Below are 17,674 nucleotides of genomic sequence, written 5' to 3' on the forward strand. Positions count from 1 at the left end.
CTCCAGTTTTATGTTTGAATCTCTTACTCTAGCCACAACCGTGATGTTGGCGGTGGTGGTGTTCGGTATCTTCATTGTCATCATCAAGATGTACCGCAAGGCCATTCAGGGCGAAGCCATGGTGCGCACCGGCATGGGCGATACCAAAGTCTCGTTCTCCGGCATCTTTGTGGTGCCCATTATCCACAAGCTGGAAATGATGGACATCACCCTCAAAACCATTGTCATCTCCCGCACCGGCACCGAAGGCCTGATTTGCAAAGACAACCTGCGCGCCGATATCAAGGTGAACTTCTTTGTGCGCGTAAACAAAACCGCTGAAGATGTGGTGCAGGTGGCCCAGAGCATTGGCTGTAAGCGTGCCTCAGACCCGGCCGCCCTGGAAAGCCTTTTCGACGCCAAGTTCTCCGAGGCCTTGAAAACCGTGGGTAAGCACTTTGACTTCGTGGAGCTCTACCAAAGCCGCGACGACTTCAAGCGCCAGATTCTGCAAACCATCGGCACCGACCTGAACGGCTACGTGCTGGACGACTGCGCTATTGACTACCTGGAGCAAACCCCACTCAGCAGCCTGAACGAGAACAACATCCTGGACGCCGAGGGTATCAAGAAAATCATAGACCTCACCGCCAAACAGAAAGTACAGGCCAACCTCATTGAGCGCGAGCGTGAGAAAACCATCAAAAAGCAAAACGTAGAGGCGCAGGAGACTATTCTGGAGCTGGAGAAACAATTAGCTGAGAATGAGGAAAAGCAACGCCGCGAAATTGCCACCATCAAGTCCAGAGAAGCCGCTGAGATTGAGAAAGTACGCCAGGAGCAACGCATGATTGCCGAGCGCGCCCGCCTGGCCACCGATGAGGAAGTGCAGATTGCCGAGCAGAACCTGGCCCGCCAGGTGTTGGTAGCTGAACGCAGCAAACAGCGCACCGATGCCGTGGAGACCGTGCGCGTAGAGCAGGCGAAATTGCTAGAAGCAAATGAGATGGAGCGTATTGTCTCCCTTGCCCAGATTGAGAAAGAGAAGGCCATTGAAGAGGAGCGCAAGAACATTCAGGCCATCATCAAAGAGCGTGTGGTGGTGGAGAAAGCCGTGGTGGAAGAGGAAGAGAAAATCAAAGACACCAAAGCCTTCGCCGAGGCCGAGCGTCTGAAAGCCGTGGCCATCAAGAATGCCGAAATGGAAGCCGAGGAAGCCCTGGTGAAGGAAATCAAAGGCGCTGAGGCCGCCCGTCAGGCAGCTGAGTTCAGAGCCGAGCAGTTGCTGATTGACGCCGAAGCCGAGAAAACCTCCGCTACCAACCGTGCCCAGGCCATTAAAGTAATGGCCGAGGCTGAGGCCACCCAGGCCGCCGCCATCGGTCTGTCTGAGGCGCAGGTGATGGAAGCCAAAGCCGCCGCCCGCCAGAAAGAAGGCGAAGCCGAAGCTGTAGTCACCGAGCGCCAGGCCCTGGCCACCGCTAAAGCCACCCGCGCCCAGGCAGAGGCACAGGCCGAAGCCGACGAGAAACTTGGTCTGGTTGCCGCCAAAGTAACCCAGGAGAAAGGCTTGGCAGATGCGTCTATCATTGCCAACCTGGCTGCCGCCGAAGAGAAACGCGGTTTAGCCGAAGCAAGAGTGAGCGGGGAGAAGTTTGCCGTGGAAGCCAAAGGCATTGAAGAGAAAGCCGATGCCATGAAGAAACTGGACGGCGTGGGCAAAGAGCACGAAGAGTTCAAACTTCGTCTGGAGAAAGACAAAGCCATTGAACTGGCCCACATTGACATCCAGAAAGAGATTGCCGCGTCACAGGCCAGCGTGATTGCCGAGGCCCTGAAAGCGGCCAAGATTGACATTGTGGGTGGTGAGACCATGTTCTTTGACCAGATAGTAGGCTCCATCACCAAAGGCAAACAGGTAGACCGTCTGGTCACTAACAGCGAAGTACTGGGCACCGTAAAAGAAGCCTTCTTCCAGAAAGACAGCAACGGCCACATTGACTTCAAAGCCAACCTGCAGCGCTTCATCACCCAGTTCGGCATGGACACCGAAGATGTGCGCAACCTGAGTGTTTCTGCCCTGCTCCTGAAAATGATGCAGCAGAAAACCCTGGATGACGCTACCGCCAACACCCTCAAAGAACTGACCTCTACGGCCACCGCGCTGGGTCTGGGCGACAAGCCAGTCTATACGCTGAATTAGGGACCTCACCCCCAGCCCCTCTCCAACGGAGAGGGGAGTTCTGGAGAACTGTTTATTAACAGGCTTGTGGTATAGATACGGTTTTGAGGCTGTTTTAAGAAAAAGAGGCTGGAAACGCAAAGTCGTAAGTTTTAATTTCAGTAGCTCTTTCCTCGAAATGCTGGTCCGCATCCTAAATTGTCATCCTGAAAGGAACTTGTGGGCGAACTAAAGAAGCCGATTGTAGACGTTTCTACTGTTCGTCCACTAGATTCTTTCAGAATGACAAAAGAGGGAAGGATAGGCGAAATGAAAGCAACCAGCTGTTCGGGAGTTCTACTCCCGAACCTGTCTGCTGCGGAGTTCTACTCCGCTGGGAACCACGGGCAAAAGAAGGGGAGTAGAACTCCCCGGCCCGGTGCTTCCGGAGTGGAACCCCAGAAGAGCGATGTGCTTCCGGAGTGGAATCCCAGAAGAGCGGTGAGCGGTGGATGTCTTTTGGGCAAACAGTAATAGCATTTATGACAGCGCTTTTCTCGTTCGCCCGCAAGATTCTTGCAGAATGACAGGAGTGTGGGTGGGCTAAGAGAGTACAGATGAGGGCTTCCTGGATAGATGGCTCCCTCCTGGGAGGGATAGTGACACACCCACTGGACACAATCCTGCTGAGCTCTTCCGTTTCTGACCTGATTTCTGAAAAACAGGCCAAAAACAGAAAAGAAGCAAGTTGAAATGGTACTACCCCTGAAAATTGGGGGATTTGCGGCAAAAGAGACGGGTTTATCTTTCGCCCTTCAGCGGAAATCAGTAATTTTATTTTTACAGGTAACATTATTGACTTATTAAACGCGTATGAAAGCCTTATCCCTCTCTTTGATTTTCAGTGCTGTTGTAATGTCTTCGGGCATGGCCCAAACGCAAACGGGTACTTCCCCCGCTAAACCAAAAACTGCTTACACCATTCAGCAGCAGTTCAACTCTTTGAAGTTCCGGTCGTCTCCCTACAAAGAGTTTGGCCATGATTATAGGGTAGTGCGTGAAAGCGGGTTAGATGCCTTGTTGAAAAGCGTACAGGACACCCTGAAAGCCCGGGAACTCAGCATTAAGAATGCGGGCAAAGAAACGGCCGTGAAACTGGAGAAAACCCAGCAGGAACTGGCCGCCCAGCAAGCCCAGGTGCAGGCCCTGCGGCAGGACAACGCCCGCAAAGAGCAGCAGATTCAGCAGATTGACCATGATATCTCCCACCTTTCAGTGCTGGGGCTGGACATGGACAAGCAGGTGTATGTGCTTGTGAGCATTGCCATTATTCTGGGTTTAGGTGCACTGGCTGCCGTTTTTGCCTTCATGTACAAGAACAGCAACAGCGTGACCCAAGAGAAAATCAGAGCTTACGAGGAAATTGACCAGGAGCTCAAAGACCACAAAGCCGCCGCCCGCGAGCGCGAGGTGAAGCTGAAGCGCGAGATGCAGTCTGAGGCCAACAAAGTAGAGGAGCTGAAACAGGAATTGGCGGAGTTGCGCAAACGGACGGCGGTGTAAGGGATGAAGGAAAGGTGCTAAAGGATATTGCCTTGGTTGATACTTGGTGTAATAAAATGAGTAGATACCTGGAAGGTTTCTGATTAATATTCTTCAGGTACTCTACCCGATACTCTCCCTTTGAAGGGGGTAGGGGGATGTTTACACAAGCTGATCTACGTATTCCAAATCTAGGATTAACCATGCCAAACCGAATCATCCCATATCGACAAGACCTAAAGGTGAAGGCGAGGGAGTTGCGGAATAACAGTACGCTTGGGAAGATATTGCTCTGGCAAGAGATAAAGCAAAAGAGCCTCGGCTATGAATTCCATCGGCAAGTGCCATTGCTGGATTTTGTAGTGGATTTCTTCTGCCATGAATTACTGTTAGCCATAGAAGTTGATGGTGACAGTCATGACCATACTTTTGACTATGATAAACAGCGGCAAAAGGCATTGGAAACTTATGGCATTAGATTGCTCCGGTTTGATGATAAAGAGGTAAAATTTGAAATGAGATATGTCTTAGAAGAAATTACTCATTTTATTGAAGAGCATCAGAAAAGTAGCAATGCGTGCCCTCCTGTGTAAACATCCCCCTGCCCCCTTCAATGGGGGAGTATCGTGAATGCGTAGGGGAAATTGAAGTTTCAAAACAAAAAATAGCAACCTGACCTCGTAGCGTCCGGAAGACCTGCGAGCGTCTCTCCACCAACTGCGTTTCCAGCCTGTTTTTACAAAATCAAGCCCAAAACGCATAAAGTACCATATCACCACTTCACCCCGCACCAGCGGATAAACCCCCTCTCCGTGGGAGAGGGGGTTGGGGGTGAGGTCCAACACTACCACCATGACTTCTACCACCCCATTCCCCAATACCCCAGAAACCACCGCCCCCGTGCAACTGGAAGGCGGTACTTACGAAATCCTGCGCAACCGCCTGAGCAAAAGCGGCGGAGAACTGCGCGGTTTGCTGGACCAGCTGAACCAGGAGCGGAAAGAAGTCTTCGGGGCGATTGAGACCAAGTTGCTGGCGACCGAGCGAGTGACGACCGAGCACAACTGCGTGCCCTGGGACATGGTGCCGGTGGGGGAGCAGCTGTTGTTTGGGTATAACGTGCATTTAGGGCTGAAGACCGAGGTAGAGCTGAGCGACGTGTTCAGCGTGTACACGTATGAGAACCACCAGTTCCACCACCAGTCGCTGGAACTGATTAACCACACAGAGTTCCGGGACGAGTTTCAGAAGCTGTATAAATACTACAAGAACACGCAGTTTGTGAAGTTCGCGGTGCAGGGCGTGCACCTGTTCATGGTGTTCCGCATTGGCAAAGGTGTGAATGACATTAAGACGTTCAAGTGGGCCATCCAGGGCGCAACGCTCACGTACCTGGACAACCGCTCCGACCACGAATACACCTTCCCCAACCAGCACGATTTCGCCTGGAAACGGGTTACCCGCGAGGCGCACCGCAAAGGCAAGCACCCGCACATCTCCATTGAGGACAAGGTTTTTGTGGAGACCATCGGGGGGGATTTGACCATCAAGGTAGAGGACAACACCGAGACAGGGCAGGGCATTTACGCGGAGCCCGTAGAAGACAAAGACCAGACGCTGGACGACTCGGAGCTGTACTACGCCCTCATCGGCAACCTGATTTTGCTCAAAATCAGGCCGTACCGCGAGAACAACTACCGCTATATTGTTTATAATGCTAAACTGAAGGAGGCGCGCCGCATAGACGCCATCCAGGATTGCTGCGTGTTGCTGCCCGAAGACCAGGGCATCATCTACGCCTACGGTTACTACCTGCAGACCGGCGAGTTCAAGAGTTTTGACAACGGCTTGCAGGACATGCTGTTTGAGAAGCGCATCGCCTCGCCCAACGGTGAAGATTTCCTGTATGTTTTCTACAACAAGCTGAGTGGCGTGTACTTGCTATTGAGCTACAACCTCATCACCCAGAAGATTGAGAGCCCCATCATCTGCCACGGCTACGCCATCTACGAGAATGGCGAGCTGTGCTATTTTAGAGGCGATGAGGAACCCAAAAAGCACCACGCGCTCCAAATCTGGCAGACACCGTACATTGGCTCCAACTACACCATTCCCGTCACCAAAGAAAGTTTCCTGTACAAAATAGGCAACAAAGAAATTGTGCGGGCGATGGCCGAGTGTACCGAGATTCTCACGTTGGTCAACAAAGAAGATTCCTATGACAACCTGTACCTGGACCTCATCAAACTTACCACCGATTTGCTCGATAGCTATCACTGGCTGGACAAAAAGGAGACGTTTGAGCTGGCGCAGCCCCTCTCGGCCATCCGCCAGACGGCCACCGCGGCGGTAGAGGAATTTGAGAAGGTCATCAGCATCAGGAAAAGTACGCAGGCGCAGGTAGACCAGGTGCTCGGCACCGCCGATGCCTTGCTTTCGCGCCTAAAATTGCAGAGCAACGGCCACATCAACGACTTCGTGAAAGCGCTGGCCGATTTGCGGTCGGTGCGGGGTGAGGTGATTTCGTTGAAGGAACTCCGCTATGCGGATGTGGCTCGCATTGAACAGTACGAGACGCAACTGCAGAGCTTCAGCCAGGACTTGGCGAACCAAACGGTAGACTTCTTGCTGAAGCCCGATGCACTGGTTCCCTACGAACAGCGCGTGGCGCATATCACGGCGGGCATAGACCAGATTGCCAAAGTAGTGGAGGCCGATGCCACCGAAAAGGAAATTTCGGGCGTGAGCGCCGAGCTGGAGATGCTGATTGAGATTGTAAGCAACCTCAAGATTGAAGACGCCACCCAAACTACGCGCATCGTAGACGCCAATTCCACCATTTACGCATCGTTCAACAAAACCAAGGCTACCCTCAAGCGCAAGCGGCAGGACTTGTTAAGCTCGGAAGGTCAGGCCGAATTCAACGCCCAAATCAAGCTCATCAGCCAGAGCGTCATCAACTTCCTGGACGTGTGCGATACGCCCCAGAAATGCGACGAATACCTCACCAAGCTCATGGTGCAGCTAGAGGAGTTGGAAGGCCGCTTCTCAGAGTTTGACGCCTTTTTAGAAATAATAGCCGATAAACGCGAGGAGATTTACAGCGCGTTTGAAAGCAAGAAAGTAGACCTGCAGGAAGCCCGGAACAAACGCGCCACCACCCTGCAACAGGCCGCCGACCGCATACTGAAAGCCGTACAAAGCCGCCTGAGCAAGCTGGGCACCGTGGCCGAAATCAACGGCTACTTCGCCTCTGATTTGATGATGGAGAAGGTGCGCACCACCGTGGACGAGCTTCTGGCCATGGGCGACACCGTAAAAGCCGATGCTATCAGAGTCGCCTGAAAACGCTGCGTGAAGACGCCGTGCGCCAGCTCAAAGACAAGAGCGAGCTGTTCGTGGACGGGCAGAACGTGCTCAAGTTTGGCACCCACCATTTCACCGTGAACACCCAGCCACTGGAGCTCAGCATTGTGCACCGCGACGACGACATGTACTACCACCTCACCGGCACCAGCTTCTTTGAGAAAATCACCGATGAACGTTTCGTGAGTTACCGCCCCGTGTGGGAGCAATCGCTCATCTCTGAAAATAACCAAGTGTACCGCGCAGAGTATTTGGCCTTCCAGATTCTGCAAGCGGCGCAACAGGCGAAGAACGTGCCTTCTGCAGAGGGAGCCTCGGAAGGAAGCCTGCACCTGTTGACCCTGGATGAACTGCACAAGCTCCGTACCGAGGAACTGACCGCGTACGTGCAAAAGTTCATGGGCGTGCGCTTCAGCGAGGGCTACCTCAAAGGCGTGCACGACCATGACGCCGCCCTGATTGTGAGCGCTCTGGTGCGCCTCTTCAAAACCGCTGACTTACTGCGTTACCCCGCCACCGACCGCGCCGCCGCCCGCCTTTTTTGGGCCGTTTTCGCGAAAGAAGGTCAAAAACAGTTGTTCCATCATCAGCTCAAAGGCGTGGGCGCCATTCTGCAGGTCTTCCCCCAGACTCACCAGTTTGACAACCTCAAAGCCGATCTGCAGCACGAACTGCAGGCGTTTCAGCAGGAGACAGGCTTGTTCCCGGAGGCAAATTCCGTATCGGCAGGCGAGTACCTGTTCTATGAATTGACCCGCGGCGATCAGTTCATCTCCAGCGCTCAGGCCGCCGAGTTGGTGCAGGGTTTCCACCAGTACCTCACGGAGAAAAAGGCATGGGGCTTGTTTGAGTCCTCTGCAAAGGCGCTTGAGGAAAGCCAGGTAGAACGGTTTGAGCTGATGCAGCATTGGCTAAAAGCCTTTATGACGCAAGCCAGCCGCGCGGAGGATTTGGAATATGTACCCGAAGCCGCGGTGCTGTTGCTATTAGAAGAATTAAAACCCACCCATCTGGTGCACGCCAATCTGCGCGAGACGCTGGCGGGCATGCAGGGCAGCCACCCGCTGTTGCAGGAGCAGCAGTATCCGTTGCATTTCCACCAGTTCCAGCAGAAACTCAGTCATTACGAAACGCACGTGGTGAGCCAGTACAAGGCCTTTCACGCGCTCAAGCACCAGATGACGGTGGCCTTTGAGGAAGAACTACGCTTACAGGAATTCAAGCCGCGTGTGATGTCTTCATTTGTGCGGAACAAGTTGATTGACCAGGTGTACCTGCCGCTCATCGGTGCAAACCTGGCTAAGCAGATGGGCACGGCAGGGGAGACCAAACGTACCGATTTAATGGGCATGTTGCTCTTGCTGTCGCCGCCGGGTTACGGAAAGACTACGCTCATGGAGTACATCGCCAACCGGTTGGGCATCATCTTCATGAAAATCAATGGTCCGGCCATCGGGCACCAAGTCACGGCGCTGGACCCCACCGAGGCGCCCAACGCTGCCGCCCGTGAGGAACTGGAGAAGCTGAACCTGTCCTTCGAGATGGGCGACAACGTCATGATTTACCTGGACGACATCCAGCACTGCAACCCCGAGTTCCTGCAGAAGTTTATCTCACTCTGTGATGCCCAGCGTAAGATTGAGGGCGTGTACAAAGGCCGCAGCCGCACCTATGATTTCAGGGGCAAGAAAGTGTGCGTGGTGATGGCTGGTAACCCCTACACCGAGACGGGCGACAAATTCCGCATCCCCGACATGCTCGCCAACCGTGCCGACATCTACAACCTGGGCGACATCATTGGCGACACCGAAGACGTGTTTAAACTCAGCTACATCGAAAACTCCCTCACCTCCAACGCTGTACTGGCGAAACTGAGTGCAAAAAGCCAGAAAGACGTGTACGCCTTGGTGAAGTTAGCCGAAACGGGCAGCAACGAGGGCATGGAACTGGAAGGCAACCACACCGCCGCCGAAAGCAGCGAATATGTGACCGTGCTCAAAAAGCTCCTGTCCATCCGCGACGTGATTCTGAAGGTGAACCTGGAGTACATCAGCTCCGCCGCCCAAGCCGACGAGTACCGCACCGAGCCACCGTTCAAACTGCAGGGCTCGTACCGCAACATGAACAAGCTGGCCGAGAAGGTGATGCCCATCATGAACGACCAGGAACTGCACACGCTCATTCTCTCGCACTACCAGTCAGAGTCGCAAACGCTGACCACGGGTGCCGAGGCCAACATGCTCAAGTTCAAGCAGCTCATCGGCGCAGCCACCCCAGAAGAAACCCAACGCTGGGAAGACATCAAAGCCGCCTTCGTGCGGAACAACAAGCTCAAAGGTTTTGGTGACGGCAACCAGGTAGGGCAGGTGCTGGCACAGATGGAGAATATTTCTGAGGGTTTGGCGGGGATTAAGCAGGTGTTGGGGGAGAAGAAGGCAGAGCAAGTTCTGCCTAGCCCGCTCTCTAACTAAAGCCCCACCCCAACCTTTCCGTGGAGAGGGGCTTCACCGGTAATGCGTTTTCGGGCTGTTTTGCTGAAAACAGCCCGAAAACGCTGGAAACAGGTTTAGGGGGCAATGGTATAATCACCAAACATAAGATTGTTCAGTAACAAAGACTTTCGTGCATAGCTTAGATATTATTCCGGTTGAGGCAATTCTGGAACGGGATATAGACTTACTATTATTGGAGGAACTGTCCTGTAACTCAGATTTCCTGCATTGGTTCCTTTCTACAACAGAACTGCCTGCCCTGCAGAAGTTGGAAGGCGTTTGGAGAAGTGTCTCAGCTTTTGGATTGGGAGAAACAGATATTCTGGTTTCTTACCTGTCTGAGAATGAAAAAATATACCTGTTGATTGAAAATAAGATTGACGCGGGATTTCAGGAAGAGCAGCCACAGCGATATCAGCAACGGGGGATAAAATATGTGGAGGAGGGGTATTGCCATAACTATTATCCCTTGCTAATTGCGCCTGAAAAATACCTTAACACGCAGCTGGACTTCGGTAAAGCCCTATCTTATGAGCAAATCAGAAATTGGTTTAACGGGCGGGAAGAACCAAGATTTATGTTCAAGGCTACTTTGCTGGAGATAGCCATTGAAAAGTTGAGGCGTGGTTACAAAGCGGTGAATCATGTAGCAGTGCAAAAATTTATGGTGAGCTACTGGGAGAGGGCCTTGCAGCAATTGAATGCACTACTGATGAATAAGCCAGAAGTGGTGCCCGCCGGAAGCGATTGGATACAACTTTCCAGTAAACTCTTGAAGCGCTTGAATATTATTCTATACCATAAGCTGGCAAGAGGACACATAGATGCCCGCCTGGGCAACTTTCAAGAAAGCCAGGTAAATGCCTTAAGGGGTATTCTACCACCTGTGCTAGTGCTGGATCAAACCGGGAAATCATGGTCCATCAGAAAAGAAACCGTAACCCTGGACAGAATGCAGGATTTTGCGGCGCAGTATGAAAAAGCGCAGCAGGCATTTGATGATATCAATCTGGTAAACCAATGGCTTGAGGCGAATAGCAACTATCTGGCTTCCTGATTTTTTAGGGCTAATTTATTCCTGTTTCATAATCAGGAACATGAGTTGTGTACTTAGCCTGGTACTTATGTATGCTGCTACTGTTGTCTCTCCAACACAACCGCAGAATACAATTTGAGTAAAAGTATACATGCGAGGTAAGATTTTTTTATTCATCATTGTTACTGTGCTGGCTTCATGCAAGACAAAGCAGGAACCTCAGTCTGACAAAGCCACTCCGGCCACTGTAGAAGACAGCCTGCCCAAAGATTCGGTTGCTACAAATGATAGTACTGGAAATCAGGTAGCTGAAACTGAAAAGGCGCAAGCACAAGCCTTTCTTTCCTTATTCAAACCTATGAACCCAAAAGGCTACCATGCCTACTCCCCGGAGTTCACTGGCGACATGAAGGTGAAAACCACTCAATTCAGAGGAGTGGCCATAGATGCGGAGAAATACCAGGGTCTGCTCAATGAAAAGGCGGTTCCTTATCTGGAGAGTATTTTGAAAGGGTACGGCGGAATCTTTGCCATTGGCAAGTTTGACATCAACCCCCGGTACACGGGCCTTGTGGTTAGACAGCACAGCCAGTACAGTGATACCCAGGTTGCTTTGTTGCTCTGGGACAAGCAGCGAAATCAACTGATTAAAGGGCTGGAACTGGCAGATACTTTTGGAGACGCTGGCTGGTTCTTTGATACCGAGAGCTGGATTATAGAGTATGCTCCAAATGGAAAACTGGTGATTGTTTCCAGAACGAAGAATTTTGACCCTAATGAAGATTTTACCTCTGGTACGGTCTCAGATTCTACCAAAGTGAGTAGGTTTAACGGTGGCAAATTTGTCTCTACCACAACTGCTACTTCTGACACTACCAAGTATAAACTGAAGCGTTGGAAACAGTACAAGGCAGATTAATTAGTTGGAGTAGGGCAAGGCGTTTACGCCAGCGTTTAAAGTGCAACAACTAAAACTCTGGCAATTTCAATCTGCTGCTTTACTAATTTGCTTTTCTCATTCTTACCGTCCTTACATTCTCAGGTAATAGGTGAATGGGGATCTGCTTGGAGCAGTTCCGGGTTTTGCTGTTGTGTTTCCAGAACAATGCGGCCTAAGTCGGTGAGAATGCTGCCCATGTCACGCAGAGTGAAGAGGGAGGTGATGCTGGAAAGGGTATGCAGGCAGAGATCCTGCTCTTTCTGGGCTTTCAGGATGGCCTCCGCCAGGTGTTTTTCATTTTCGGGGGAAAGCTGCATGCGGGCCTGGCCGTAGGCGGCAATGCAGCGGGCGGTGGCTTCAAGTGCAAGGTGCAGCTGCTGAGCGTAGGGTTGGTCCCGCCGGAAAACCTGATCTGCCCGCAAATCTACCAGGCTTCTACGAATGCCCCTGATCTGGATGGTGATGCGCTCCAGTTGCACAATGGTCTCGGTCAGATGGCTGAGCCGGACGCGCTGGTGGGTCAGCAGAGGGTTGTACTTGAGGCTCTGCTCTCCCAGCTTCAGGGTTTTACGGCAGTCTTCCGCCTCCTTTATTAGGGCATCAACTTCTGAACGGCCGGTTTTCCAGCGGGGGCCTGTAGTGTCTAGCAGAGCAGTAAGGGTAGTGAGGGTGGTGGCCGACAGCTCCGTAAAGCGTAAGATGCTCTTCTCTACGTCTGGTACCGCATTCTGCGGAACAATTAAAGCGTTTATGAGCACAGCCATGCCTGAACCCAACACCGTTTCAATAATTCTCTCAAAGGCGTAGGCCTGGTTGGTCTGCCCAAACGCCAGAACCAGCAATGAGCTGATGGCTACCTGTGAAATGATCTGCGGGTTCATCTTTAAGGCTTTGGCAATGGCCATACCAATGAAAATGACCAGGAAGATAGAGACCGCGCCCACCTGAAACCAATGCCCCAGCAACATGCTGAGCAGTACTCCGCCAATAATGCCCACTATGCGCTGGGTGGCCTTGTCTACAGAGTCTGCCACCGTTACCTGCACCGTGATGATGGCCGCCACCGCTGCAAAGTACGGGTACTGCGAGTGCAACAGACCCGTAGCCACCCACCAGGACAGTGATGCCGCCAAGGCAGTTTTTACTATCTGCAGGGTTAACCCCCATCTACCCAGTATGTCTATGTACCTGTTCACGGGTTCTTTTACTTCTGGCGTGGCAATAAGTTAAGTAACAGGGGTGGCGGTGAATCAATGACAGATTTACTCCATTCCCACTCCAGGGTGTAAAACTATCACAATTTCTATCCTTACGCATTCGTCAACCCAAGTAAGAGCTAGACACATTGAACCCACCCCGCCCAGAAGGGGAATTCTCTGCAAAGACGGAAGAAAAAAACTCTTGTGAGGGGTAGGGGTGGGTTAGTACAGGCAGACCGGAACTCCCTTGATGATTATTTTTTTCAGCCACCTTCTTCCGTTTCTAGCCTCTTTTTCACAAAACAGCTCCAAAACAGAAATCCTGTCGCCACTCTAAAATCCCGTCACAAACGTGTAACTTGTCAGGTCAATAACTGAATCAAAACTCCGTTTACCACCTGATATGGATTTAACTGAACCCCAGATCCCGGAGGCGCCTGCCTCTACAGGCCACCCCAGGCAGCTCTACATGCTTTTCTTCACTGAGATGTGGGAGCGCTTTTCTTTTTACGGCATGAAGGCCCTGCTGCTGGCCTACATGATTTCTGAACTTAAGTTTGATGAACCCAAAGGCTACGCCATTTTAGGTTCTTACGCGGCGCTGGTATATACCATGCCCATGTTTGGCGGCATGATGAGTGACCGGTTCCTGGGCGGCCGCAAAGCCGTGATGTACGGCGGTATTCTCATGGCCATAGGGCACTTGGTCCTGGCCTTGCCGCAGGACTGGAGTTTCTTCTACGGCATGGCCTTCATCATCTGCGGAAACGGATTTTTTAAACCCAATATCTCCAGCCTGGTGGGTACGCTGTACGCTGACAATGATCCGCGCAAAGACAGTGCGTTCTCCATCTTCTACATGGGCATTAACATCGGGGCCGCCATGGGCGGGTTACTCTGCGGCTATGTGGGGCAGCAGATTGACTGGCACTACGGTTTCGGGCTGGCAGGCATTTTTATGATTCTGGGGCTGGTGGTCTTTGCCATTGGCAAAAAGTCTTTGAAAGACAAGGGGCTGCCGCCTAACCCTGCTGATCTGAAGAAGCCTGTGTTTGCCGGTATCAGCAAGGAGGTGGTGATCTATGCCGCCACGCTGCTGGTCATTCCTGTGATTGTTGCCTTGTTCAACCGCTATGAGATCATGGACTTTATCATGTTCGGGCTGGGGGCGCTGAGTGTGCTGTACATTCTGTTCATTGCGTTTCAGATGGATGCCAGCGCCCGGTACAAGCTGTTTGCGGCGTTGGTGATGATTGTCTTCTCTACGCTGTTCTGGGCGTTCTATGAGCAGAATGCGGGTTCTCTGAACCTGTTTGCCATGCGCAATGTAGACATGCACGTAGGCGGGGTGGAGCTTCCGGCGCTGGCCGTGAACAATTTTCTGCCGCCGGCCTGGGTGGTAATCCTGAGCTTTTTCTTTGCGTGGCTGTGGCCTGCCCTGAACCGGAAAAACATGGAACCCAACACACCTGTCAAATTTGGGTTGTCGTTTGTGCTGATGGGGCTGGGGTTTTACGTGTTCTACCTCAGCTCAAAAATGCACGCAGAGACCGGCATAATTCCGCTTTTCTCCTTTATTGCCGGCTACTTCTTCATTATCTGCGGCGAGATGTGCATTTCGCCCATTGGGCTGTCTATGATTACCAAACTGTCCCCGGCCAGGATTGTGGCCATGATGATGGGCATCTGGTTTTTTGCCAGTGCGGTAGGGGAGTTCCTGGCCAGTAAGATTGGCGCCATGATGAGTGTGCCAGAAGGGGTGGTTGATAATCCGGTGCTGTCCCTGCCGTACTATGCCCAGGTTCTGAACCAGATTGGTCTCTGGTCCTTGGGCATTGGGGTGGTGCTGATTCTGTTCAGCCGCGTGATCAGAAGCTGGATGGGCCAGGTGCGCTAGTTTTTTGTCAAAAGCCTGAGAAACGGGAGCGGGAAGTTGTCCTGCTCCCGTTCTTTTTTTTATCTTACCGCTACAAACTAACAGGAAACCAGAAGAAATATGGAATTGAACCACAAGCTACTGAGGCAGTTTGAGCAGGAGGCCGCCAATACCAGAAAGATGATGGAGCGGGTACCGGCAGAGCACTTTGACTGGAGGCCCCACCCCAAAAGCATGACCTTGCGGCAGCTGGCCGCCCACGTGGCGGAGCTGCCCCGCATTTTTATTGCCCTGGCCTTACAGACCGAGGAGGTGGACTTTGCCAAACAGAAGCCAGCCCCTTTTACCGGTTCCACCCAGCAGGAACTCATGCAGTTGTTTGAAGACTCTTACCAAAGTGCCGTCAAGGCCTTGAATGACACCAATATTGTGGAGATAGCCAAGACCTGGACCATGCGTGCCGGAGACAAAGTGCTGATTTCCCTGCCCCGGCAGGTAGTGATCAGAACCATGGCCATGAACCACCTCATTCACCACCGCGGCCAGTTGAGTGTGTACCTGCGCCTGCTAGACGTACCGGTGCCGGGCATGTACGGGCCTTCGGCCGATGAAGGATTTGGTGGTTAAGCAGCGTTACAATTTTACATACACCTGCGGGAGCTGTTTTGGGCCTGTTTTTACAAAAACAGCCCCAAAACAGCTCCTGTACTTGATAAGCCTACTTATGAAACTGATTCTTGCAGTGCTGTTGCTGGGAGTTCTGTTTGCCTTCTCCTCTGCTTCTGTGTACAGCCAGACCAGACCCATGGAGCTTCCTTTGTATGAGGGCCCGGTCCCCAATGAAGTAGCCGGTAAAAATGAAGAGCAACTGGAGGTGCGGCCCAACAAAAGCCAGAGCATTACCAGGGTGAGAACCCCCACGTTGACGGTATTTCTGCCCGCCCAAGGCAAAGCCAATGGCACGGCGGTGGTGATCTGCCCGGGCGGCGGGTACGCCAAACTGGCTTTCAGCCATGAGGGCACAGACGTGGCCCGGAAGTTTGCGGAGCAGGGGGTGGCGGCCTTTGTGCTGAAGTACCGCCTGCCAGATGCCACGGTTTCCTCTAAACCAGAGGTGGCACCCCTGCAAGATGCCCAGCGGGCCCTACTGGTGGTACGGCAGCGGGCGAAGGAGTGGGGCGTAAACCCGGAGCGGGTGGGGATTATGGGCTTTTCGGCGGGGGGGCACCTGGCGTCTACCGCCGGTACCCATTTCACGCAGGCACAGGTGGCAAACCCGCAGAACCTGTCTGTGAAGCCAGATTTCATGCTGCTGCTCTACCCCGTGATTAGCGGTGACTCTGCCATGAGCCACAAAGGGTCTTTCTCCAACCTGCTGGGGAAAAAGCCTACCGCAGAGAAGTTAAGAGAATATTCAAATGAGCGGCAGGTCACCGCCCAGACCCCGCCTGCTTTTTTAGTGCACGCCTCTGATGATAAAACGGTTCCTGTTCACAACAGCCTTGTATTCTACCAGGCGCTGCTTCAGCACAACATTCCGGCAGAACTGCACCTCTACCAGAGAGGGGGCCACGGATTCGGGCTGAACAACAAGACGACCAAAGATGATTGGTTTGCCAGCTGCCTCCACTGGCTGGACAGTAACAGCCTTCTGGGCGGCACTAGGAAATAAGGGCACCTTTGTACTTCCTGTTTCTGGGCTGTTTTCAGAAAAACAGCCCAGAAACAGGAAGTACAAATGAGGCATAAAAAAAGCCTCTCCGGTGGGGAGAGGCTTTTGCTTTTTATGGGGAGTGGGGTTACGCCAGTTGCACGTTTACGGCGTTCAACCCTCTTTTACCTTCTTTGATCTCAAAAGTAACTTCGTCGTTGTCTCTGATCTCATCAATCAGGGCTGAAATGTGCACGAAATACTCTTGGTTTGATTGGCTGTCTTTAATAAAGCCGAAGCCTTTTTCATCATTAAAGAATTTTACTTTTCCTTGGTTCATATTATTGTTCATTGTGTTCTTATGACACGGGCCAACCCGTTTTCGTTCCTTTAAATTTAAACAAGCTCTTAAATGGTAGAGGTTTTCTTCTCAGGGGAGGGGCAGGCCCGCTTTAGGTTTTGCGGCGGGCGCAAGAAAAAAGCCCCTCCTGAGGGAGAGGCTTTTTGGCAATGTGTCTTTATAGCGAAAGACTAAGCACGCTTAACGTTGATGGCGTTTAGTCCTTTTCTTCCTTCTTGAAGATCATAGACTACTTCGTCGTTTTCTCTGATTTCATCTACTAATCCAGATACGTGTACAAAGTACTCCTGATTTGAATTGTTGTCTTTGATAAAACCGAACCCTTTAGAGTCGTTGAAAAATTTTACTGTTCCTTGATTCATAACACTTGTTAAATATAAAGCTACTACGCTCAAAGGTAGTCATTAGTTCAAGAACTGCTAGAAAAAGTTAAATTTTATTTTGGTTAAAGAAAAACGGCCGCCGCGCAAGGAGCTAGGAAATGGTGCGTAAATCTTGTACCTTTGTGGTAGAAAGACAAAAGTATAACCTCTTATTGTCTTTAGAATTCCGCCAGCGGCGGGTTATTTCTAGAGATCCATAAAAAGGCCTACCTGTTAGGCTTTCTGCCAAAGCCCCACATCTGTTCAAATTTCTACACCTGAAAGGCTTTTGAATTTTTTTAGGAAGGTGTTGTTCCTGTAGTTGTATTTGGCTAAGCAGCGCAACACTTTTAAGACAGACAGGGCCGTACCCGCTGGGGCGGGCTCTGTAACGTTTCACACCGCCTTTGGGTACACGTAGTAAGCCACTCACAGGCATTTGTTCCATTTAAACCTTATCTATGGCAAGATCCCAAAACAGTTTCATGAAGAAACAACTTGAACAAAAAAGACTGAAGAAGAAAAAAGACAAAGAAGAGCGCAAGCAGGAGCGGAAGGAGAATTCTTCTGGCGGCAGCCTGGAAGACATGATCATGTACGTTGACGAAAACGGCAACTTCTCCTCTACCCCTCCTGAGAAAGAGAAGAAGAAGGAATCTTAGTGGTCTGGCGCAGCGGGCACCTGGAACTCTGTCTAACGTGCCCCATG

Annotated in this window: 14 protein-coding genes; 11 read left to right on the forward strand and 3 right to left on the reverse strand. The window is 51.7% G+C overall.

Annotated features, from left to right (window positions below):
* The first annotated feature begins 10 nt into the window (after positions 1–10).
* From FHS90_RS18620 to FHS90_RS18645, 7 genes are all read left to right on the forward strand, one after another.
* Entirely contained in the window at positions 11–2,182 is a 2,172-nt protein-coding gene (locus FHS90_RS18620; RefSeq protein WP_182514149.1) for a flotillin family protein, read from the forward strand.
* A gap of 831 nt (positions 2,183–3,013) precedes the next feature.
* Positions 3,014–3,703, forward strand: a complete 690-nt coding sequence (locus FHS90_RS18625) for a hypothetical protein (protein WP_182514150.1) — start codon at positions 3,014–3,016, stop codon at positions 3,701–3,703.
* A 182-nt stretch (positions 3,704–3,885) separates the two neighbouring features.
* The gene (locus tag FHS90_RS18630) at positions 3,886–4,275 is read left to right on the forward strand and encodes an endonuclease domain-containing protein (RefSeq protein ID WP_182514151.1); all 390 of its coding nucleotides are present in this window, start codon (positions 3,886–3,888) and stop codon (positions 4,273–4,275) included.
* A 259-nt stretch (positions 4,276–4,534) separates the two neighbouring features.
* Positions 4,535–7,027: a DNA repair ATPase gene (locus tag FHS90_RS22515; protein WP_246387207.1), complete on the forward strand. Its 2,493-nt coding sequence runs from the start codon at positions 4,535–4,537 to the stop codon at positions 7,025–7,027.
* Between the two features lie 20 nt (positions 7,028–7,047).
* On the forward strand, positions 7,048–9,519 hold the full coding sequence (locus FHS90_RS22815; protein ID WP_343049791.1) for an AAA family ATPase: 2,472 nt from the start codon (positions 7,048–7,050) through the stop codon (positions 9,517–9,519).
* Positions 9,520–9,670: 151 nt separating this feature from the next.
* Positions 9,671–10,597: a PD-(D/E)XK nuclease family protein gene (locus FHS90_RS18640; RefSeq protein WP_182514152.1), complete on the forward strand. Its 927-nt coding sequence runs from the start codon at positions 9,671–9,673 to the stop codon at positions 10,595–10,597.
* 337 nt (positions 10,598–10,934) lie between these two features.
* Entirely contained in the window at positions 10,935–11,495 is a 561-nt protein-coding gene (locus tag FHS90_RS18645) for a hypothetical protein (protein ID WP_182514153.1), read from the forward strand.
* A 119-nt stretch (positions 11,496–11,614) separates the two neighbouring features.
* Here FHS90_RS18645 and FHS90_RS18650 read toward each other — a convergent pair whose 3' ends face one another.
* A complete protein-coding gene (locus FHS90_RS18650; RefSeq protein WP_182514154.1) occupies positions 11,615–12,712 on the reverse strand; it encodes an aromatic acid exporter family protein in 1,098 nt (365 codons plus the stop codon).
* A 406-nt stretch (positions 12,713–13,118) separates the two neighbouring features.
* Between FHS90_RS18650 and FHS90_RS18655 the strand changes: the two genes are divergently transcribed.
* The 3 genes from FHS90_RS18655 to FHS90_RS18665 all read left to right on the forward strand — a co-directional run bounded on the left by FHS90_RS18655 (position 13,119) and on the right by FHS90_RS18665 (position 16,263).
* On the forward strand, positions 13,119–14,612 hold the full coding sequence (locus FHS90_RS18655) for a peptide MFS transporter (RefSeq protein ID WP_066835722.1): 1,494 nt from the start codon (positions 13,119–13,121) through the stop codon (positions 14,610–14,612).
* 99 nt (positions 14,613–14,711) lie between these two features.
* A complete protein-coding gene (locus FHS90_RS18660; protein ID WP_182514155.1) occupies positions 14,712–15,218 on the forward strand; it encodes a DinB family protein in 507 nt (168 codons plus the stop codon).
* A gap of 97 nt (positions 15,219–15,315) precedes the next feature.
* Positions 15,316–16,263 (forward strand): alpha/beta hydrolase, encoded by a 948-nt coding sequence (locus FHS90_RS18665; protein WP_182514156.1) that lies wholly within the window; start codon positions 15,316–15,318, stop codon positions 16,261–16,263.
* A 127-nt stretch (positions 16,264–16,390) separates the two neighbouring features.
* Here FHS90_RS18665 and FHS90_RS18670 read toward each other — a convergent pair whose 3' ends face one another.
* Together FHS90_RS18670 and FHS90_RS18675 are read right to left on the reverse strand one after the other, a co-directional pair.
* Positions 16,391–16,582, reverse strand: a complete 192-nt coding sequence (locus tag FHS90_RS18670; protein ID WP_066839831.1) for a cold-shock protein — start codon at positions 16,580–16,582, stop codon at positions 16,391–16,393.
* Positions 16,583–16,773: 191 nt separating this feature from the next.
* A complete protein-coding gene (locus FHS90_RS18675) occupies positions 16,774–16,965 on the reverse strand; it encodes a cold-shock protein (protein WP_062542011.1) in 192 nt (63 codons plus the stop codon).
* A 485-nt stretch (positions 16,966–17,450) separates the two neighbouring features.
* Here FHS90_RS18675 and FHS90_RS18680 point away from each other — a divergent pair, with 485 nt between their 5' ends.
* Entirely contained in the window at positions 17,451–17,627 is a 177-nt protein-coding gene (locus FHS90_RS18680; protein ID WP_241499128.1) for a cold-shock protein, read from the forward strand.
* Positions 17,628–17,674: the final 47 nt, after the last annotated feature.

It is taken from the genome of Rufibacter ruber (assembly GCF_014138425.1).
GTDB lineage: Bacteria > Bacteroidota > Bacteroidia > Cytophagales > Hymenobacteraceae > Nibribacter > Nibribacter ruber_C.